The 19,700-nt window shown below is 71.1% G+C and carries 19 protein-coding genes and 1 pseudogene; 9 read left to right on the top strand and 11 right to left on the bottom strand.

Going from position 1 to position 19,700, the window contains the following annotated elements; genetic code table 11:
• Nucleotides 1–276 precede the first annotated feature (276 nt).
• From rio1 to B9H04_RS09205, 4 genes are all read right to left on the bottom strand, one after another.
• Complete coding sequence (gene rio1, locus B9H04_RS09190) at nucleotides 277–1,272, bottom strand: serine/threonine-protein kinase Rio1 (RefSeq protein ID WP_049932038.1); 996 nt, start codon at nucleotides 1,270–1,272, stop codon at nucleotides 277–279.
• A gap of 85 nt (nucleotides 1,273–1,357) precedes the next feature.
• Nucleotides 1,358–1,906 (bottom strand): Holliday junction resolvase Hjc, encoded by a 549-nt coding sequence (gene hjc, locus B9H04_RS09195; RefSeq protein ID WP_085682630.1) that lies wholly within the window; start codon nucleotides 1,904–1,906, stop codon nucleotides 1,358–1,360.
• Nucleotides 1,907–2,041: 135 nt separating this feature from the next.
• Nucleotides 2,042–2,413 (bottom strand): rhodanese-like domain-containing protein, encoded by a 372-nt coding sequence (locus B9H04_RS09200; RefSeq protein WP_049932035.1) that lies wholly within the window; start codon nucleotides 2,411–2,413, stop codon nucleotides 2,042–2,044.
• Between the two features lie 81 nt (nucleotides 2,414–2,494).
• On the bottom strand, nucleotides 2,495–3,061 hold the full coding sequence (locus B9H04_RS09205; RefSeq protein ID WP_049932033.1) for an NADPH-dependent FMN reductase: 567 nt from the start codon (nucleotides 3,059–3,061) through the stop codon (nucleotides 2,495–2,497).
• Between the two features lie 415 nt (nucleotides 3,062–3,476).
• On the opposite strand from B9H04_RS09205, the gene B9H04_RS09210 reads away from it, so the two are divergent.
• The 3 genes from B9H04_RS09210 (at nucleotide 3,477) to B9H04_RS09220 (ending at nucleotide 6,154) form a co-directional block, all read left to right on the top strand.
• A complete protein-coding gene (locus B9H04_RS09210; RefSeq protein ID WP_085682631.1) occupies nucleotides 3,477–4,880 on the top strand; it encodes a phosphoglucomutase/phosphomannomutase family protein in 1,404 nt (467 codons plus the stop codon).
• 91 nt (nucleotides 4,881–4,971) lie between these two features.
• The gene (locus tag B9H04_RS09215; protein WP_080508592.1) at nucleotides 4,972–5,349 is read left to right on the top strand and encodes a hypothetical protein; all 378 of its coding nucleotides are present in this window, start codon (nucleotides 4,972–4,974) and stop codon (nucleotides 5,347–5,349) included.
• A 61-nt stretch (nucleotides 5,350–5,410) separates the two neighbouring features.
• Nucleotides 5,411–6,154 (top strand): DNA polymerase sliding clamp, encoded by a 744-nt coding sequence (locus B9H04_RS09220; protein WP_049932029.1) that lies wholly within the window; start codon nucleotides 5,411–5,413, stop codon nucleotides 6,152–6,154.
• 737 nt (nucleotides 6,155–6,891) lie between these two features.
• Here B9H04_RS09220 and B9H04_RS09225 read toward each other — a convergent pair.
• Nucleotides 6,892–8,769, bottom strand: a pseudogene (locus tag B9H04_RS09225) (histidine kinase N-terminal 7TM domain-containing protein).
• An 82-nt stretch (nucleotides 8,770–8,851) separates the two neighbouring features.
• Nucleotides 8,852–9,445: a DUF7474 family protein gene (locus B9H04_RS09230; RefSeq protein ID WP_049932148.1), complete on the bottom strand. Its 594-nt coding sequence runs from the start codon at nucleotides 9,443–9,445 to the stop codon at nucleotides 8,852–8,854.
• 108 nt (nucleotides 9,446–9,553) lie between these two features.
• On the opposite strand from B9H04_RS09230, the gene mdh reads away from it, so the two are divergent.
• Genes mdh through B9H04_RS09245 form a run of 3 tightly spaced genes read left to right on the top strand, consistent with a single transcriptional unit; the run spans nucleotide 9,554 to nucleotide 11,321 of the window.
• Entirely contained in the window at nucleotides 9,554–10,468 is a 915-nt protein-coding gene (gene mdh, locus B9H04_RS09235; RefSeq protein ID WP_085682632.1) for a malate dehydrogenase, read from the top strand.
• 54 nt (nucleotides 10,469–10,522) lie between these two features.
• Complete coding sequence (locus B9H04_RS09240; protein ID WP_085682633.1) at nucleotides 10,523–10,711, top strand: DUF7554 family protein; 189 nt, start codon at nucleotides 10,523–10,525, stop codon at nucleotides 10,709–10,711.
• A gap of 13 nt (nucleotides 10,712–10,724) precedes the next feature.
• The gene (locus B9H04_RS09245) at nucleotides 10,725–11,321 is read left to right on the top strand and encodes a 2'-5' RNA ligase family protein (protein ID WP_049932023.1); all 597 of its coding nucleotides are present in this window, start codon (nucleotides 10,725–10,727) and stop codon (nucleotides 11,319–11,321) included.
• Between the two features lie 13 nt (nucleotides 11,322–11,334).
• Here B9H04_RS09245 and B9H04_RS09250 read toward each other — a convergent pair whose 3' ends face one another.
• The 3 genes from B9H04_RS09250 to B9H04_RS09260 all read right to left on the bottom strand — a co-directional run bounded on the left by B9H04_RS09250 (nucleotide 11,335) and on the right by B9H04_RS09260 (nucleotide 14,620).
• On the bottom strand, nucleotides 11,335–11,517 hold the full coding sequence (locus B9H04_RS09250; protein WP_049932022.1) for a hypothetical protein: 183 nt from the start codon (nucleotides 11,515–11,517) through the stop codon (nucleotides 11,335–11,337).
• Complete coding sequence (locus B9H04_RS09255; protein WP_049932021.1) at nucleotides 11,518–12,912, bottom strand: cytochrome P450; 1,395 nt, start codon at nucleotides 12,910–12,912, stop codon at nucleotides 11,518–11,520.
• Between the two features lie 91 nt (nucleotides 12,913–13,003).
• Entirely contained in the window at nucleotides 13,004–14,620 is a 1,617-nt protein-coding gene (locus tag B9H04_RS09260) for a methyl-accepting chemotaxis protein (protein ID WP_049932019.1), read from the bottom strand.
• A 162-nt stretch (nucleotides 14,621–14,782) separates the two neighbouring features.
• Here B9H04_RS09260 and B9H04_RS09265 point away from each other — a divergent pair, with 162 nt between their 5' ends.
• Nucleotides 14,783–16,573, top strand: a complete 1,791-nt coding sequence (locus tag B9H04_RS09265) for an excinuclease ABC subunit C (RefSeq protein WP_085682634.1) — start codon at nucleotides 14,783–14,785, stop codon at nucleotides 16,571–16,573.
• A 37-nt stretch (nucleotides 16,574–16,610) separates the two neighbouring features.
• On the opposite strand, the gene B9H04_RS09270 is transcribed toward B9H04_RS09265, so the two are convergent.
• A complete protein-coding gene (locus B9H04_RS09270) occupies nucleotides 16,611–17,255 on the bottom strand; it encodes a helix-turn-helix domain-containing protein (RefSeq protein WP_049932017.1) in 645 nt (214 codons plus the stop codon).
• A 210-nt stretch (nucleotides 17,256–17,465) separates the two neighbouring features.
• Nucleotides 17,466–18,362 (bottom strand): alpha/beta fold hydrolase, encoded by an 897-nt coding sequence (locus B9H04_RS09275; protein WP_049932016.1) that lies wholly within the window; start codon nucleotides 18,360–18,362, stop codon nucleotides 17,466–17,468.
• Between the two features lie 123 nt (nucleotides 18,363–18,485).
• Here B9H04_RS09275 and thpR point away from each other — a divergent pair, with 123 nt between their 5' ends.
• Nucleotides 18,486–19,061 carry an RNA 2',3'-cyclic phosphodiesterase gene (thpR, locus tag B9H04_RS09280; RefSeq protein ID WP_085682636.1) on the top strand — a complete coding sequence of 192 codons (576 nt, stop codon included), beginning with the start codon at nucleotides 18,486–18,488 and terminating at the stop codon, nucleotides 19,059–19,061.
• A gap of 89 nt (nucleotides 19,062–19,150) precedes the next feature.
• The coding region (locus B9H04_RS09285) for a HEAT repeat domain-containing protein (protein ID WP_139835074.1) at nucleotides 19,151–19,700 on the top strand (550 nt) is incomplete at its 3' end.

Below are 19,700 nucleotides of genomic sequence, written 5' to 3' on the forward strand. Positions count from 1 at the left end.
AGTACCCGGCGGAGCCTTTTAAGAGTGTTCCGCGGCGGGCGCCGTGTGGCCGCGTGACGGTGGTCTCCGGCCGGTTGTCCGTCCGAAGGCGTGTCACATCGGAATGAGGTTTTTCTGTCGACTCCGCGAGCGACGCGTATGGAGATCAGACCGGCGGCGTCGGACGCGGACTCCGGGGGACTGATCCGCGTACAGGGGTTGTCCGAGGAAACCTATCCGACCGCGATCTACGCCCGCGAGGTCTGAGCCTCGACACCGCGACGGAAGCGCCCCGAATTACGCTTCGTCGGAGGCTCCGGTCGACTTCCCGTCTGCCTCCGCGTTCGACTCCGTCTTCCCGCCCGACGCCGGCTCCCCGGTCGGGTCGGCCTCGGGCTCCGTCACGTACGCGCGGAGGTCGTCAGGGTCGACGTCGAGCCCCTGCCGGGTGAAAAACGTCGCCACGTTCTCGCAGTCGCGGGCGAGGAACTCCCCGGCGTTGGGGTGGTGAACCGTCACGGCCTGCCCTAGGTCGATGATCACCAGCTCGCCGTCGTGGATGATCATGTTGTACTCCGAGAGGTCGCCGTGGATCAGGCCGGCACCGTACAGCCGGCGCATGTACTCGCGGACGACCTCGTAGGCGGTCTCCGGGTTCTCCACGTCGACCTCGCTCAGCCGCCTTGCGCGCTCCGCGGCGTGGCCGACGAGCTCCATCACGAGGACGTTCCGCTGGACCGCGATCGGTTCCGGGACCCGGACGCCGGCCTTCTGCGCGCGCGAGAGGTTCGCGAACTCCTTGCGCGTCCACGCCAGCACGACCGCCTTCTTGTCGCTCGCGATGCCCTCGAAGCGCGGGTCGCCCTCCAGGTAGTCGCGCATTTGCCGGAAGTTCGAGGAGTTGATCCGGTACACCTTCACCGCGACCTCGCGCTCGGGCGTGACGCCCTCGGGGCCGCCGCCGGCCGCCTCCGACCCCGGCTCCGGCCGCTCGCCCGCCTGCCCGCCGAGCGCCTCGAAGACGCTCGCCTCCTTCCCCGTCGACACCGGCCCGCCGAAGGCGTCGACGTAGCCGTCCTGGACCAGCTTGTACACCGCCGCCAGCGTGGCGTCGTCGAACACCGACTCCTGGAGCTTGAACTGCTCGGTGTCTTTGATCCGCTTGCGGAACTCGTCGAACTCGCGGTCCTGCCGCCGGGCGATCCGGTCGGCCTCGGTGTCGGAGACGTCGAGTTTCTCCCACTCGTCGCCGGGCTGGTCCGCCGGTTCGAGCAGGCCGAAGTCCTCGCTCATTCGTCCCGGGGTTCGACGCGGCGAGGGATAAGCGAGGGGGTCCGCGGGCCGTCGAGGCGACCCGGGAAGGCGGCCGCGCCGACCGTCACAGCACGTCGAGCGCGTCCGCGACCGGCATGTGCCCGTCGCGGACGGCCTCTAAGATCGTCCGCCGCTCCTCGGTCTCCGGGTCGGTCGCGTCGCCGTCGTCGCCGTCGTCGCCGACTTCCGCGAGCGTCACCTTCTCGGTCTCGCCGACGAACTCGGGGAAGTCGGTGCCGTCGGCCAGCGCTTTCTCCTTTTTCACCCGGTACGAGCCGGCGTCGGTGGTGCAGAGGTCGCCGGGGTGGAAGAAGTACCAGTCCTCGCGGTCGAACCGCACCGCGATCCGCGCCTTCGCACCGAAGTTCCGCGCGAAGAACAACAGCGCTTCTACCTCCTCGCCGGTGAGGTAGATCGGGTCGCCCGCGCTCGACTTCGCCTCGATGGCGTAGAACGTCTCGCCGTCGCCCGCGAGCACGTCGGGGAGCTCGCGCTCGGTCGCGGAGCCGCTGGCCGGCGCGCGCATCACGGCGAAGCCCGCCTCGTCCAAGGCGTTCACCAGTTCGCGCTCGCGGCGGTCCCCCTTCCGGTTAGCGGACACGGTCGTCGTCACCCGGTTCGGTCATGGGCGACGTAGACGCGAGCCGGGCAAAAGCCCGGCGGGTCGCGGAGCGTCGACGGCGGGGTCGTAGGGTGTCGACGGCGGGGTCGCGAGACGCCGGTGACGAACTCGCAGACGCGATCGACTTCACCCGCGCAGCCGCCACCACAGCGACCGGAGCTTGTACCCGAGCGAGTCCCGCTCGTACCCGTTCCAGCCGCTCATCCCGCCGGAGAGCGTCGACGCCTCGTAGCCCGCCTCGTCGAGGACGCGGGTCGCGCGCTTGGCGACGATCCCCATCTTACAGACGGTGACGACCTCGCTGTCGTCGGGAATCTCGTCGAGCCGGCGGCGGAGCGCGGCGTCGTCGCCGCTCCGGAGGTCGTCGTACACGGGCACGTTCCGGCTCCCGTCGATCGCGCCGCTCCCGTAGTCCGACTCGGGGCGGATGTCCAGCAGGAACGGCTCGTCGTCCGTGCCGAGGCGCTCGTCCAGCTCGTCCGGGCGGATACGGCTCATCGGGGGACGATCGGTCTCGCGGGGCAAATCCCTGCCGGCTGCGGCGCGTCGAGCGCGGTGACCGCGGGGCCGCGACCGGTCTCACTCCCGCAGCCGCTCCGAGTGTTCGACGACGACCCGTCCGAGCCGCTCGGTGCGCCGGCGGAGGTCGTCGTCGGTGATCCGCGGACCGTCGTCCGGGGCGTCCGCGTCTCCCGGTCCGCCTGTCTCGACCTTCGAGGAGGCGCCCCGGATCCCGACCTCGTGGGGGACCGTCCACGCGTGGACGTTCCGGAACGTCGAGCGGAGGTGTTCGAGCGTCCCGCCGTAGGAGCCGCCGCCGGCGGTCGCGAGCAGGCCGACGGCGGTGTCTGCGTACTCGTCGGAGCCGCAGAAGTCGTGGAAGTTCTTGAACGTCGACGAGTAGGATCCGCGGTAGACGGGCGTGCCGGCGAGGACGCCGTCGGCCTCGCGGACGCGGCGCTTCAGCGCCTCGCTGTCGCCTTGGGCGTCTTCTTCGGGGTGGTACAGCGGGAGGTCGACCGCGGCCAGGTCGATCAGGTCCGTCTCGGCGCCGGCGTCGGCCGCGGCGTCGAGCGCGACGCGGAGGGCGGCCCGCGTGGTGCTGGCCGCGCTCCGGCTGCCGGAGACGGCGACGATTCGGGTCATACCTCGAGTTCGAGACCAGATAGTAAAAACGGAGGCGATCGACGGGGAGCGGACCCGAAACTCCGACCGTTAGTGCCTTGGAACTAATTGGCAAGGTCGATTCGCGCCGTCATAACTCCGGCCCCTCGATTGTAAGTAGCCGGTAGCAGATCGGCGGCGGCCACCTCCGAAGCCCCGGCCTCGCGGCGCCCCGGTGAGTCCCCCTCTGCCCAGCACAGCACCTCACGCCTCCCCAGCCTCGTCGGACCGGCGCGACTGCGTCGGTCCGACTCCCTCGCGCCTGCTCCTCACGCCCTGCGGGCATTCGGAGGCACGCGCCGCCGCGGTTTATTTATCAATAGCCGCGGGCGATCCGCTCGCGCAACCTTCGCGGCCGACATGGGGCATTATTGTCCCCGCCGCCGACGTGGCCGACATGGACCAGATAGCCTTCGGCACGGACGGGTGGCGCGCGACACTCGACACGTTCACCGACGAGCGCGTGCGGATCGTGGGACAGGCGATCGCCGACCACCTCGACGCGGCGGGGCACGACGAACCGGTCGCGGTGGGGTACGACGCCCGCGAGACCTCGGAGGGGTTCGCCGAGAGCCTCGCGGAGGTGTTCGCGGGCAACGGCTTCGACGTGATCCTCCCCGAGCGCGACGCGCCGACGCCGGTGATCGCCCACGCTATCGTCGACCGCGGACTGGCCGGCGCGTGTATGATCACCGCCTCGCACAACCCGCCCGAGTACAACGGCGTGAAGTTCATCCCGCACGACGGCGCGCCGGCGCTGCCGGACGTGACCGAGGATGTCGTCGACCGGCTCGCCGAGCCCGACCTGCTCCCCGAAGCCGAGCGCGGCGACATCTCTCGGGTCGACCTCGTGAGCGAACACGCCGACGCGGCCCACGAGGTCGTCGGCCGCGTCGCCGGAGACGGGGACGGCGTCGACCTCGACGGGCTCACGGTCGCGTACGACGCGATGCACGGGAGCGGGCGCGGCGTCACGGACGCGCTTCTCGAGTCGGCCGGCGCGGAGGTGGAGCGCCTGCGCTGCGAGCGCGACGTGACCTTCGGCGGCGACTCCCCGGAGCCGTCGGCCGAACACCTCGGAGAACTGGCCGAGCGCGTCACCGACCCCGAGAGCGACGTGGATCTGGGGATCGCCAACGACGGCGACGCCGACCGGATCGCGGTCGTCACGCCCGAGCGCGGCGTCCTCGACGCGAACCTCTTCTACGCCGCCTGCTACGACCGGCTCTTGGAGACCGACTCCGGGCCCGCGGTCCGCACCGTCTCGACGACGTTCCTCGTCGACCGCATCGCCGAGGCGCACGGCGAGGCGGTGTACGAGACCCCGGTCGGCTTCAAGTGGGTCGCCGGGGCGATGGGTGAGCACGACGCGCTGTTCGGCGGCGAGGAGTCCGGCGGGTTCACCCTCCGCGGTCACGTCCGGGAGAAGGACGGCGTGCTGATGGGGCTGCTCGCGGCCGCGACCCACGCCGCCGAGCCGTTCGACGCGCGCGTTGACCGCCTGCTCGACGAGCACGGCCACATCGCGGCCGGAAAAGTGTCGCTCGACTGCCCGGACGACCGGAAGGAAGCGGTCCTCGACGAGCTGGAGGACCACATCCCGGAGGCAGTCGGCGGGTCCCCCGTAGCGAAGGTCGTCACGCTCGACGGGTTCAAGCTCCTCTTAGAGAGCGGCTCGTGGCTGCTCGTCCGCCCCTCGGGCACCGAGCCGAAGCTCCGGGTGTACGCCGAGGCCGACTCCGACGAGGCCGTCGACGACCTGCTCGCCGAGGGGCGCGACCTCGTCGAGCCGCTCGTCTGAGGGCCGCGCGCGACGACCGGCGCGATCGGTCCGGGAGCCCGATCCCGCGCGGACGAGTTTCAGTTCCGTCTTGCGTTCGGCTCGTCTACTCATGAATTACCCTCGTACCGTCGTGTACCGCCTGGCGCGGCGCAGGCCACACACGGTCGACGAGCCACTGCCAGCGCCCGAGCGCACCGACGTGAACCCGACACCGCTCGCGGAGCCGGCCGACGGCGCCCCGACGGACGGGCCGATCCGAGCCGCCGAGCCGCCGCCCGACCCCGGTGACGGAGCGCCCCGCGGCCCCGGTAGCGAGGAGCCCCGCGACCTCACGCGCGAGCCGGCGGACGACGGCGCGGACGCGGAGGCGAGAGGCCGGGACGCCGACGAGGCGGAGACCCTCGAATACCGGCTCGAACGGCTCCGCCCGCTGCGAGCCGTGGTGACGCTCGGGGTCGTCGTCGCCCGGCTCATCCGGTCGGTTTGAGCGTTTCCGTGCCGACCCGATCGGGTGTCTTTTTAGGGGATACCGCCCTAGCCGAACGTATATGTTCAAGGCCATCGTGGGCGCGTCGACGTTTCAGGACGCGCTCGATTCGGTGAGCGTGTTGGTCGACGAGTGTAAGATCCGCCTGAACGAGGAGGAGCTCTCCATCCGGGCCGTCGACCCCGCCAACGTCGGCATGGTCGACCTCACGCTGGAGGCGGCCGCGTTCGAGTCCTACGACGCCGACGGCGGCGTCATCGGCGTCAACCTCGCCCGCCTGGAGGACATCGCCGGCATGGCCAACTCGGGCGACCTGATCCACCTCGAACTCGACGAGGAGACCCGCAAGCTCCACATCGAGATCGACGGCCTATCCTACACCCTCGCGCTCATCGACCCCGACTCGATCCGCCAGGAGCCGGACATCCCGGACCTCGATCTCGCCTCCGAGATCGTCGTCGAGGGCGCCCAGCTCGACCGCGGGATCAAGGCCGCCGACATGGTCTCCGACCACATCCGCCTCCGCGTCGACGAGACCGACGAGGCGTTCTTCATCGAGGCCGAGGGCGACACCGACGACGTGAACCTCAAGCTCGACCGCGAGGACCTCATCGCGCTCACCGCCGGCCCCGCTGACTCGCTGTTCAGCCTCGACTACCTCAAGGACATGAACAAGGCGATCCCCTCCGACGCCGAGGTCACCGTCGAGCTCGGCGAGGAGTTCCCCGTCAAGCTCCACTACGGCTTCGCCGAGGGGCTCGGACAGGCAACGTATATGCTTGCACCGAGGATTCAGAGCGAGTAAATTACCGAGGGAAGCGTGTCCAGGATGCGGAGAGTCGTTCAAGCGGGTCGGTAGTCACTGGGCACGCGGAAGCTGTTACTACCCCGAAACACCCACGTACCTTCGCGAGATCCTCGTCGGCTGTTTCATGGGTGACGGGGCCGTCCCAAAGACGAACAACGGGGCTCACGGCCTCTTCCGTCTCCCGATGGTTACAAGCAATCCTTGGAGTGGTTCGACCACGAGATGGGGGTGTTGAGACCGGTGTCCGATTAAAAAAAGACGGCAGCGGAGCTGGCACATAGTAACCGTGAATCGGGGTTCAGTCCAAATGCGAGGGCTGAGAACTATCACGATATGTATACCGTCATATCGCGATCCCACCCGTTCATGCGGTCACTTCGTCGGTGGTACCGGTCCGGCGAGAAGCGGTTCCCAGAGAGTCTATCGCTGACGCCACGGATCGCCAAGATGTGGTACGTCTGTGACGGGTGTCTCGATGTTCAGGAGTACGGCGAACCGAGAGCAGCAATACGGATACGACACCGAGACGACCGTCAGGGGTTCTTTTTAATCTATTCGAGGAGATTGGCCTCTCACCGTCGTACGGCCGCGAAACGATCCGCTTCGGGGTCGAAGAGACTCGCTCGTTCCTCGACTGAAGCACCCCACCGCCCGGATTCGAGTACAAGTGGGTGCTCGACTCGCGAGAGCGCTACGATCGTCTGAAGGCACAGGCGTACGGCGAGGCACACGCTTTATAAACCGTCTACGACCGGAACCGACACCGTCACCCGCGTCCCCCGCGGCTCCCGGTCGGCGTACTCGACGTCGGCGCCGACCGAGGCGGCGCCCCACGCGACGACCCACAGGCCCAGCCCGGAGCCGTGTTCGAGGGCGGTCTCCCGCCCCGACTCGACCGCCTCGACTTCGTGCTCGGGGATCCCGGGCCCGTCGTCCGCGACGGCGAGCACGAACCGCGCGTCGCCCTCGCCCTCGTGGCCGCCGTCGCCTCCGCGCTCCTCTCGACGGAGCGCGACCCGCACCCACGCCCCGCCGTCATCGCGTTCTGTTCCCTGACCGTCGTGGTGATCGAGCGCGTTCTCCACCGTGTTCTCGACGACCGCGCGGAGCGCGTCGAGCCGGACCCGCGTGACCCACTCGTCGTCGTCGGCGTCTCCGGTCGTCCGCTCGCCGACGGAAGTCGCCGCCCCGCCGTCGGCGGTCGTCGGCTCGCCGTCGACCGCGAGTTCGATCGCCGCGTCGTCGCGGCCACGGGCGTCCGCGACGGCCGATGTCACGAGGTCGCGCACGTCCGTCGGCTCGGGGTCCCGATCTTCGAGCAGCCGCTCGACGGTCCCGGCCTTCTCGCCGAGCGCGGCCAGCGCGCCCGCGCGACGCTCGACCGCGTCGGCCATCTGAACGAGTTCCGAGTCGTCGACGCGATCGCGGAGGATCTCGCCGTACCCGCGGACGACGCCCGCGTCGTTGCGGAGGTTGTGACGCAGGATGCGGTTGAGCACCTCCAGCTGCTGGCGTCGGCGCTCGCGGTCGGTGACGTCCGAGAGGACGAGAGTGTACCCGACGTGGGTGCCGTTGGGGTCGGTGAGCCGGGAGACCGACACCGCGTACGTGCGGCTGCGGGCGCCGTCGCCGGCGTCGATCTCGACCGTCTCGCGGGAACCGCCCGCTTCGTCGTCCGGGCCGGACTCGCCGCCGTCCGGTTCGCCCTTGCCCGCGTCGCCGATGTGGACCGGGGGATCGAGGAAATTGGCGGGCGGGCGGTCGCGGGCGGTCGGGGCGTCGACGCCGAGCACCGTTTCGGCCGCGGGGTTGATCCGGACGATGCGGCGGTCGAGCGCCAGCGCCACGATGGGGTCGCGGAGGTCGTCGATCGCGGTGCGCTCCGCGGCGCGGCTGGTGGTCGGGTTCCGGTCGAACATCTCCGCGCGGTCGAACGCGTACGCGTCGAGGAGCAGGTGCGGGACGAACATCACCGGCGCGAGTTGGAGTGGGGGCACCGGGCCGGGCGCCAGCGCCCACGCGACCAGCGCGAACCCGGGCGGCAGCGAGCTCAGCGCGACCGCGGCGCTCTCGCGGCGGTACAGCGGCCCGTAGCTGAGCAGCGTGTCGACGAGGAGGAACACGGCGCTGGCGACGAGGACCGTCTCCGCGGCGACCGTCAGGTACGCTCACGGCCCGAACGCGTACGAGACGGTCTCGACGCCGAAGGCGGGGTCGCGCGCGAAGTCGGTCCAGAAGACACCGTGGAGCGAGTTCGTGACGACGAGCGCGGACGAGAGTGCGCCGAACCCGACGACCGCCGCGAACAGGCGGCTCCGGACCACGTCGCTCCGGCCCGTGTACTCCAGTGCGAACCCGAGGAAGGCGATCCCTGTCCAGATCACGCCCAGCCACATCGTCGCCTCCAGCGCGGCTCGGATCGCCGGTTCGGAGACCAGCAGGCCGACGCCGTAGGAGAGACACCACGTCGCCTGCGCGGCGAACACGCCGAGGAACCAGTCGACGCCGGGGCGGCCGCGGTGTTCGCGGATCGCCCACGCGAGCGCGAGCGCCCCCGCCCCGCCCGCGAGGGAGCCGACGGCGGGCCACGCGGGAGCGAGGTCGAGGGCCATTCGTCGGGTACGACGGCGACGGCGGGGGTAAAGCTGTCGTGGGGCGGCGGTCCGTCCGGTCCGCGCTCCGGACGAACCGGCGCTACAGATGCCGCTCGATGACGCGCTTCGCGGCCTGTCCCTTCTCCTTCCAGCCGTACCCCTCGTCGTACACGTGGCGCTTGGCGTCGACGAGCTCGCCGGGCGTCGACTCCTCGAAGCCGCCGCGGTCCCACGCGCCCGACTCGCGGAGCCACTCGATCACGTTCTCGCGGGTCTCGGGCCACGAGAGCCCGACCATCTCGTACCACGCCACCATCGCGAACACCGCGTTGTCGTGACAGCCCGGGACCGAGCCGTGCTCGTAGACGGTGCGCATCGGGTCGCGAGTCGGCTCCGAGACGCGTTCCTTGAACTCCGCGGCGGTGAGCAGGCGGAGCCGGTCGCCGTCCTCGACGACGCGCTGGTCGCGGCGGAGCGCGCCGAGCGCGGCCTTGTGGAGCCCGCCCCACTCCGCCGGGACCGCGTCCCGCAGCGCCGCTTCCGGGAGGCCGTCGGGCTCCGCGGACAGCACCGACAGGAGGTCGGTGTACGCCTTCTCGACGGTCGGCCAGCTCACGCCCTCGAACTCACAGTCGGCGTCGTGAAGGCTGTTCGTCGTCCGACAGCCGGGGCACGGGTAGCGGAACGTCGGCACGAGGCGACGCTTCGACGCCGCGGGAGTTAGGGGTTTCGCGACGACGGTCACGAACGTTAGCGGGGTTCCGAAACGTTTACTCACCGGCCGGTCGCGAATCTACACGGTATGACAAAGGTCAGCGTTATCGGTGCGGCGGGGACCGTCGGAGCCGCGGCCGGCTACAACCTCGCGTTACGCGACGTGGTCGACGAGCTCGTCTTCGTGGACATTCCGGACCAGCGCGAGACGACGATCGGACAGGCCGCCGACGCGAACCACGGCGTCGCGTACGACTCGAACACGACCGTCCGGCAGGGCGAGTACGAGGACACCGCCGGCTCGGACGTGGTCGTCATCACGGCGGGCATCCCGCGCAAGGAGGGGCAGACCCGGATCGACCTCGCCGGCGACAACGCGCCGATCATGGAGGACATCGGGTCCTCGATCGCCGAGCACAACGACGACTTCGTCACCGTCACCACCTCGAACCCGGTCGATCTGCTCAACCGCCACCTCTACGAGGCGGGCGACCGCGACCGCCACAAGGTGGTCGGCTTCGGCGGCCGGCTCGACTCCGCGCGCTTCCGCTACGTCCTCTCCGAGCGCTTCGACGCGCCCGTCCAGAACGTCGAGGCGACGATCCTCGGCGAACACGGCGACGCGCAGGCGCCCGTCTTCTCGAAGGTGCGCGTCGACGGCCGCGACCCGTCGTTCGACGCCGACGAGAAAGAGCAGATCCTCGCGGACCTCCAGGAGTCCGCGATGGACGTGATCAGCCGGAAGGGCGCGACGCAGTGGGGACCCGCCACCGGCGTCGCCCACACCGTCGAGGCCATCCTCAACGACACCGGCGAGGTGCTCCCCTGCTCGGTCGTGCTCGACGGCGAGTACGGCTACGACGACACCGCGCTCGGCGTCCCCGCGAAGCTCGGCGCGAACGGCGTCGAGGAGGTCGTCGAGTGGGACCTCGACGAGTACGAGGCCGAACTGCTCGCCGAGGCCGCCGAGAAGCTCTCCGAGCAGTACGAGAAGATCGCGTAGCGAGCGCCCGCTTTTACCACCGTCTTTTTATCGCTGCCGCACCCCCGTCTGGCCATGAACCGCGCCGAGATCGACACCGACGACCTCCTGAAGATCGTGCTGCTGCTCGTCGTCGTGTGGCTTCTCCTGGAGATCGTCGGGGCCGTCCTCGAGGTCGCCGTCTGGCTGCTCGACGCCCTCCCGACGCTGATCGGGATCGCGCTCGTCGTTGTGATCGCCTTACACCTCACCGATCGGATCTGAGGCGGACGCCGACGTGTTCAGCCTCAACGTCCCGCTCCCGTCCGCGATCGACCGCCTCGCCGGCGATCTCCACCCGAAACTGACGGGGTTCGATCGCGTCCGCGAGCGTCACACCCTCGTCTGTAAGCGCTTCGGCGTCGAGAACGTGCGACGCGGAGAGCGCGACGGAGGCGATGAACGCGGAGAGGGCGAGGGGGGCGAGGAACGTGGAGGGGACAAACCCGTCCCGCCTCGTCAGGAGGCCCTCGACCGGCTGCGCGAACGCCTTCGTCGACCGCTCGCGCCCGCCGACCCGTTCGAGGTCGCCGTGACCGGGATCGACGTCTTCGACGCGCCGCGGTCGGGGTCGCGGCCGATCGTGTATCTGACGGTCGAGAGCGACGGGCTCGTTCGGCTTCACCACAGGCTCTGTGCGGCGTTCGGGACGGTGGAGGGAATCGAGGGCGACGCGTACGTCCCGCACGTGACGCTGGCGCGGGGCGGCGACCCGGAGCCGGGCGCGGTCGCCGACCTCGTCGAGACCGAGTTCGACCCGGTCCGGTGGCGCGTCCATGCGCTCGACGCGTGGGACCCGGAGTACCGGGAGGTCGCGGCGACGGTCGATCTGTAGGGCGAACCGGAGGTTACGCGTCGTCGACCGCGTCCGGTTCCTCGACCGCGTGGTGCGGCCCCACCGGCCCGTGGGTCGGGCAGACGCCCGCGATCGGGGTGGCGTTGAGACAGCAGGCGCGGCGGTCGGTCGCAACGAGACCGCTCGAGAGCGGATCGCCGCACCGGGCGCAGTACGCGTCGGCGGGGGCGGACATCTACCGCTCGCGGATCCGCATCGGCACCGGATGGCTCGGGTGCATGGTGAGCGAGCCGCGCAAGGAGAGGTCCGGTCCCTCGTAGCCGAGTTCGAACTGCGAGCAGATCTCCGCGAGGATGATCTTCGCCTCCAGCAGCGAGAACGCCTTCCCGATACAGTGGCGCGGGCCCCCGCCGAAGGGGAAGAAGGCGAACCGGGGGCGCTCGCTCCGGCGCTTGGGCGTCCAGCGGTCGGGGTCGAACGTCTCGGGGGCGTCGTACCACCGCTCGGACCGGTGGGTCACCCACTGCGACACCATCAGCGCGGACCCCTCCGGGATCCGGTACCCCCCCAGTTTCACGTCGAGCTTCGGCTCGCGAAACAGGGTGTAGACGGGCGGGTAGAGGCGCATCGACTCGTTGAGCACGCGCTCGGTGTACGCCATGTCGCGGACGTCGGCCGCGGTCGGCGGGCCGTCGGCGGTCGCCGTCTCGGCCTCGCGCTCGACCTCGCGACGGGCCTCAGGGTGATTCGAGAGCAGGTAGAACGTGTACGTCAGCGCGAGCGCGGTCGTGTCGTGGCCGGCGAGCAGCATCGTCACCAGCTCGTCGCGGAGGTTCTCGTCGGTCTGCTCGCCGCGGTCGCGGGCGCGCAGGAGGACTGAGAGCAGGTCCATCGGCAGGTCGCCGTCGCCGTCCCCGGCCGGGCCGGGCACCGCGACGCCCTCCGCGCCGGCGGGGTCGACGCTCGGGTCGCGCTCCGTGCCCCGGCGGCGGTCGACGATCCCGTCGATGACGGATTCGAGGGTGTCGATCGCGGCGTCGAACTCGCGGTTCTCGCGGGTCGGCACCCAGTTCGGGATCAGGAACCGCCGCGGGTCGGGCTCGAACCGCGCGCCGAGCGGCTCCAAGTTCTCTTGGACCGTCTTCACCTCCTCGTCGGTGATGTCGGCGCCGAACATCGCCGAGACGATGATCTTCACGGTGAGGCGGGCGACCTCGAGCTGGATGTCGACGACCTCGCCGTCGGCCCAGTCCGCGAGCTGCGACTCCGTGTGGTCGACCATCGTCCCGTCGAGCGCGCCGATCCGGCGGTTGTGGAACGAGGGGTTCGCGAGCGTGCGCTGGCGCTGCCACGTGTCGCCGTCGCTCATGAGGAGACCGTCGCCGAGCAGCGTGTCCATCGCGTCGTCGCCGAACTGGGGCTTCCGGTAGCGTTCGGCGTCGGCGACGAGCACGCGCTCGACGTCGGCGGGGTTCGTGAGCAGGTACGTCTCTCTGGGACCGAGGTCGAGCCGCACCACGTCACCGTAGCTGTCGGCGCAGGCGCGGAGGAAACCGAAGGGGTCGTCAGCGAACTGGCGACCGTTCCCGAACAGGGGGTCGCCGAGCGGCCCGGGCGGCGTAACGGACATACGTTTTGTGGGGGCTGAGCGGGGTTAAACGTTCGGCGGTGCCGAGAGAACGGGGGGGCGAAAGCGGACGGGACTCGGGGCGGTAGGGGAGTTATCTGGCGTCGAGCTGTTCGACGCGGGCGATCAGCTCGTCGACGGCCGCCTCTTGGTCGTCGGTGGCGTCGACGATGCGTTCGGTCGCCTCCTCGGTGCGGTCGGAGCGCTCGCGGACCGCCTCCAGCGACGAGGTGAGCTCCTCGACGGTCGCCGCCTGGTCGTCGGTGGTGCGCGCGACCTCCGCGACGCCCGCGGCCGCCTCGTCGACCGCGTCAGCGATCTCTTCGAGCGAGTCGAGGACCGTCTCGATCTCGGTGCCCGCGTCCTCGATCCGGTCGTGCGAGCGCTCGACCGCGGTCGTGGTCTCCGCGGACTGCGCCTGGAGCTTGTCGAGACTCTCCGTGATCTCCTCGGTGTAGCCGCGGGTCTCGTCGGCGAGCTTCTTCACCTCCTCGGCGACGACCGCGAAGCCGTCGCCGCCCTCGCCGGCGCGGGCGGCCTCGATGTTGGCGTTCAGGGCGAGCAGGTTCGTCTGCTCGGCCACGTCGGAGATGACCTCGATGACCTCCTCGATGTCGTCCATGCGCTCGGAGAGCGCGCCGACGCTCTCGACGAGTTCGTCGCCGATCTCCACCACGTCCTCGGTCGCCTCGCGGGCGTCCTCGCTGGCGTCTAACCCCTCGTCGGCGGCGTCGGCGGCCGCGACCGCGGCGGAGTCGACCTGGTCAGCCGTCGCCGCGACCTCCTCCATCCCCGCGGAGAACGACTGCATCTCCGAGACGCTCTCCTCTAAGAGCTCGTTCTGCTCGTCGACGTTCTCGGCGATGTCGGCTGCCGCGGCGCTCGCCTCCTCGACGGTGCCGTCGAGGTCGCGCGCCTTCTCGTGGACGCTCTCGGAGAGGGTCTGGAGGTTCTCCGCCATCCGGTTTACGACGCCGATGACGCTCAACAGCTCTTCGTTGAGAATTTCGCACTCCTCGCGGCAGACGGCGCGGGCCTCTAGATTTCCCTCCCCGATCTCTTCGGCGGTCTGGCGGATCTCGGCGACCAGCTCCGCCGTCGCCTCGCGCTCGTTGACGTTCTCGGTGCGGTCGATGACGACCTCAGTCACGCCGACCAACTCGTCGCCGTCGTACATCGGGGTCGCGGTGAACTCGATGTGCTTCTCCTCGCCGTGGCGGTCGACCATCGTGCTCGTGTCGCGGTAGCGGATCCGTGCCGAGCCGGACCGCTCGACATCGTACACCTCGTCCGCGTCCTCGGGCGCGTCGAGCACCTTGTCCGCGAGTGTGTCGGCGCGCCGACCGTCGGGGTAGAATAGCTCCGAGGCGTAGTCGTGGCCGAGGGCGTCCGCGCGGTCGACGCCGGTGAGCGCCGCGAGCGACTCGTTCCACTCGGCGACGTTCCCCTCGGTGTCGAGGATGAACGTCGGGACGCCCGTGGCGTTGAACACCTCGGCGAAGCCGGCACCCCCTAAGGTCTTGGTCCGGTCCACGCCGTCCGCCTCGGTGACGCTGTACTCCTCGTCGCTCGGGCCACCGGACTCGCCGGCCGGGATCGTCGCGTCGTCCGTCCCCGCGGGCTCCCCGACGACGACGCCCCCGTCGGGGACCGACCGGGAGTCACCTCCTCGCCCGAGCACGCGCCGTAACAGCCCTCGAACTCCCGTCATATCTGTTTCCCTCTCCCCCAAGCATCGGCATAAACGGTTCTCCCCGTGACTCAGGTTTGATAACTACCCAGTTCGCGAAGTGACATGAACGGACCGTGACCTCGCTTCGGCTCGTCCCCGCAGCGTTCAATGGCGTCGGGCGGCTACGGCGATCCGAGACCGATGGACGCCGGCGCGGTGCGCGAGCGGGCCCGAGACCTCCCGACGGAGCCGGGCGTCTACCAGTTCCGGGCGGGGGAGACGACGCTGTACGTCGGGAAGGCGCTCGACCTCCGCGACCGGGTGCGGTCGTACGCGGACCCGCGCTCGGGCCGGATCCGAGGGATGGTCGAGCGCGCCGACCGGGTCGCGTTCGCGGTCACCGACACGGAGACGCAGGCGCTGCTGCTCGAGGCGAACCTCATCAAGCGGCTGCGCCCGCGGTACAACGTCCGGCTGAAGGACGACAAGTCGTACCCGTTGGTCGCCTTCTCGGACCACGAGGTGCCCCGGATCGAGGTGACCCGCGACCCCGAGGCGGGCGCGGTCGCGTACGGCCCGTTCACAGACGTGGGCCGCGTCGAGACCGTGGTGAAGGCGGTCCGCGACGAGTACCGGCTGCGCGGCTGTTCGGACCACAAGTACGAGGGGCGCGACCGCCCCTGCCTCGACTACGAGATGGGCATCTGTTCGGCGCCGTGTACCGGCGAGATATCGCCGGAGGCGTACACCGAGGACGTGGCCGCCGCGCGGCGCTTCTTCGAGGGCGAGACGGGCGTCCTCGCCGACCCCCTCCGACGCCGCATGGAGGCCGCGGCCGAGGCGAACGAGTTCGAGCGCGCGGCGAATCTCCGCGACCGCCTCGAAGCGGTCGAGGCGTTCCACGGCGAGGGGGGCGAGGCCGTCAGCGACCGGAACGACGACCGCACCGTCGACGTGCTGGCGGCCGCGGTCGAGGGCGACACGGCTCGGGTGGCCCGGCTCCACAGCGAGCGCGGGCAACTGGTCGACCGGAGCCGCCACCAGCTGGACGCGGCGGCGGTGGCGGACGCGGCCGAATCGGGGGCCTCCGGCGGCGACGCGACCCCGGCGGACCCCGACGCCAACACCCCCGCCGCCGTGCTCAGCGCGTTCCTCGCGCAGTACTACGCCGAGCGGGAGTTCCCGGACGCGGTCCTCCTCGCCGAACGACCCGCCGACCGGGACGTTGTCGACTGGCTGGAGCGCGAGGGGGTCGCGGTCCGGGTCCCGGGCGCCGGCCGCGAGGCGAAGCTCGTCGAACTCGCGCTGAAGAACGCCCGGAAGCGCGGCGGCCGCGACGACCCCGTGGGCGCGCTCGGCGACCGGCTCGGGATCGCCCGCCCCGAGCGCGTCGAGGGGTTCGACGTGAGCCACGCGCAGGGCACCGCCGTGGTCGGCTCCGACGTGTGCTTCGTCGACGGGAGCGCGGAGACGGCCGATTACCGCCGGAAGAAGCTCACCGAACGCAACGACGACTACGCGAACATGCGCGAGCTGGTCCGGTGGCGCGCTGAGCGCGCGCTCGCCGGCGAGGACGACCGCCCGGACCCCGACCTCCTCCTCATCGACGGCGGCGAGGGGCAGCTCGGGGCCGCCCGCGACGCGCTCGCGGAGACCGGGTGGGACGTGCCCGTCGTCGCCCTCGCGAAGGCGGAGGAGCTGGTCGTCACTCCGACCGGGACCCGGCGCTGGGACGACGACGCCCCCGAGCTCCACCTGCTCCAGCGCGTGCGCGACGAGGCGCACCGGTTCGCCGTCTCCTACCACCAGACCGTCCGCGACGAGGTCAGGACGGTCCTCGACGACGTGCCGGGGGTCGGCCCCGAGACGCGCCGCCGCCTCCTCCGGCGGTTCGGCTCGGTCGAGAACGTCCGCGACGCCTCCCGGGACGACCTCACCGACGTCGACGGCGTGGGCGACGCGACCGCCGACACGCTCCGCGAGCGGCTGTGAACCGACGGCGGGTCGGCGTCCGGGACGGCGGCGGCCGTCACGCCGATTCGACGGCGCGCTCGACGACCGCCGCCTCGGCCTTCCGGAGCAGTTCGCCGGCCGTGCTCGTCGCGCAGCCGAGCGCGGCCGCCACGTCCGCGACGGTCCCCTCGCGCGGAACCTCGTAGTACCCCGTCGAGACCGCCGTCTCCAGCGCCGCGCGCTGTCGGTCGGTCAGCCGCGACGGTTCCCGTCGGCGCTCGAACTCGTGGACCCACTCGATAGTGAGGTCGGCGAGGGTCGCGAGGTCGTCGTGGAACTCGCTGAGCGCCGCCGTCGCGCCCACTGCCTCGAACCGGACGTCGCCCGACTCGCGGAAGACGACCGGCGGGAGGAATATCACCCGCGACGCCGCGACGGTGTCGAGGAGCGCCGCCGGGAACTCGTAGGCGTCCTGCCGAAGGAACGCGTAGGTCCCGTCGGCGTCGCTCACGAGGCTGCTCGCGACCAGCGAGTCGAGCGCGTCGAGGGCAGACGCCGTCGCGTCGCGGTCGCCGTCGAACCAGAGCAGCGTCGTCGCGTCTGCCGTCGGGCTCCACATCAGCAGCTCCGCGCGACGGATCGGCGAGTCGCCGGCGATCGCCTCGTGGAGGGGGTGGCGGAGCCGCTCGGGGTAGGCGGCCGAGAACCTGATCCGTTTCATGACGCCGTCGCTCGACGTTCGAGCGTGCCGTACATCAATCCGCGTGGTTCGGGACCGCCCGCGGGAGGGACCCGGGACGAGGTCGGAGAGGAGGGCCGAACCGGTCAGCGGGGACGCAACGGCGTCTCGGGGACGGACTCGGGCAGGGCCGGATTGATCAGCGGGGACGCAGCGGCGTTTCAGGGGCGAACTCGGGGGGAGAGCCAGCGATCAGCGGGAACGCGACAGCGCCTCGGGGGCGGCCCGGAGGAGCGTCCCGAGGTGGTCCGCGCCGTCGAGGACGCGGAGTTCGGCGGTCGGAAGCGCCTCGGCCAGTCGTTCCGCCCCGGCGACGGGGACGTTCGCGTCGTCGGTCCCGTGCCACAGGCGCACCGGGGCGTCGACCGCGTCGAGGTCGATCCCCCAGTCGCTGCCGGCGTCGCGGAACTCGGTGACCGCGCCGTTCCGGTGGCGCTCGAACGCCGCGAGGAAGTCCTCCTTCACCACGGTCGCGGCGTCCTCGGGGACGGCGTCGGCGTCCTCGGCGTACTGGGCCACCACGAACGACGGGTCCGCGCGCGACGCGACCCACGCCTGACCGCGGAGCAGTGCCCCAAGGACCGACGGCGTCGCGGCCGCGAGACCGGACAGGAGGCGCTGGACCGCGGGCGTGTCGTCGCCGAACGACGGCGGCGTCGCGCCGGCGACGAGGTCGACGCCGGTGACCCGGTCGCCGAGCGACGCGGCCGTCGCGAGGGCGTAGGGCGCGCCGCCGGAGAACGCGACGAGGGCCGCGCGCTCGACTCCGAGGTCGTTCAGGACGGGCCGCACGGACGCGGCGGCGTCGCCGACGGTCCGACCCGACTGGGGGGGCGAGCGTCCGTAGCCGGGTCTGTCGGGCGCGATCACGCGGACGTCGTTCGCTCGCGCCGCCGGTTCGAGGAGCGCGCCCAGCCGGCGGGACCCGGGCGTCCCGTGGAAGAAGACGACCGGGTCGCCGTCGGGAGGCCCGTACGTCGCGTAGGCGATCCGGCGACCGTCGGCCGAGCGGGCGACGCTCGACATCTCGCGCGCCGGCGCCCGACGCTCCGAGGGCGGGTCCGGTCGCGCGGAGTCGGTGGTGGCCATCACATGCGAGTATGGGAGGGTCACTACTGGAAATTGTGCCGGACTGATACGGTGGTATTTATGTAGGGCGCTGGTTCGACCACCACAAGCGGTATCCGTCGCTTGGCCGATCCGGCGACCGAGATGCGAGCGTTCTTCGCCGTCGACCTCCCGGACTCGCTCGCGCCCGCCGTCGCGGAGGCACAGGCCCCATTCGTGGACGCGTCGGGCGTCAACCCGGTCGACCCCGAACAGGCGCACGTGACGCTGAAGTTCCTCGGCGACATCAGCACGGAGGACGACGAGGGCGACCCCGCCCTCGACGACGTGGCCGCCGCCGGCGAGCGCGCCGTCGACCGCGCCGCGGTCTCCCCTTTCGAGGCCGAGATCCGCGGCCTCGGCGTCTTTCCGAACCGCGAGTACGTCTCAGTCGCCTGGGCGGGCGTCGGCCGCGGCGGCGACGACCTCGCCGCGCTCTACGAGGCGCTCGAAGCGGAGACGACCGCGCTCGGCGTCGACCCCAAACCCGACGCGTTCACGCCGCACGTGACGCTGGCCCGCGTGGAGAACGCGGCCGGGGCAGAGGCGGTCCGAGACGCGCTCGACGCGGGAGATCTGGAAGTCGGGACGTTCTCGGTCGACGAGATTCGGCTGGTGAAGTCGGCGCTTACCGCGTCCGGGCCAGAGTACGGTGTCGTCCGGGGGTTCGGACTCGAATAACGCGGCACCGCGCGCCGGTCGCGTCGGATTCTCATCGGTGATAGCCGCGGCCATACGTTTAATCTACCGGATCGGTGAGGTGTTCACAGATGGACGACAGGCCGCGACCGGACGGGGCCGATGGATCGGCGGAGAGCGGCGGCACCGGGCGCGGCGGGCGGCCGACCGACGACGATCCCCCGGCGTTGGCGCGGCTCGATCGGCGGTTCGACGCGTCGACGCGACGCGAGGCGGCGGAGGCGCTCGGCAGCCCGTCCAGTTCGATGAGCGCCGCCGCGAGCCGGATCGTGGATGGGTTGTTCGAGGCGGCGCTCGACGACCCCGACGAGACCGTCCGCGCGGCGGCGATCGAGTCGCTGTACTTCCACGGCGACGACCACGTCGACCGACTGGGGCGGCGGGTCGCCGACCGGCGAGGCGGCGGCGCCGAGGACGGAAGCGGGAAGACGAGCGGGGCTGCCGAGACGTTCTCGCGGTGGCTGAGACACGACCGGGCCGCGTATCGGATGCTGGGGGCGACCGGACTGTCGACCGTCGGCGACGAGGGCGCCGCCCCCCGGCTCCGCGAGGCGTTCGATGACGGCGACGCGCGGGTCCGCGCTCGGGCCGTCAGGGGGTACGCGCGGGTGGGCGGGGAGG

The sequence above is a fragment of the Halorubrum ezzemoulense DSM 17463 genome (assembly GCF_002114285.1).
Taxonomy (GTDB): domain Archaea; phylum Halobacteriota; class Halobacteria; order Halobacteriales; family Haloferacaceae; genus Halorubrum; species Halorubrum ezzemoulense.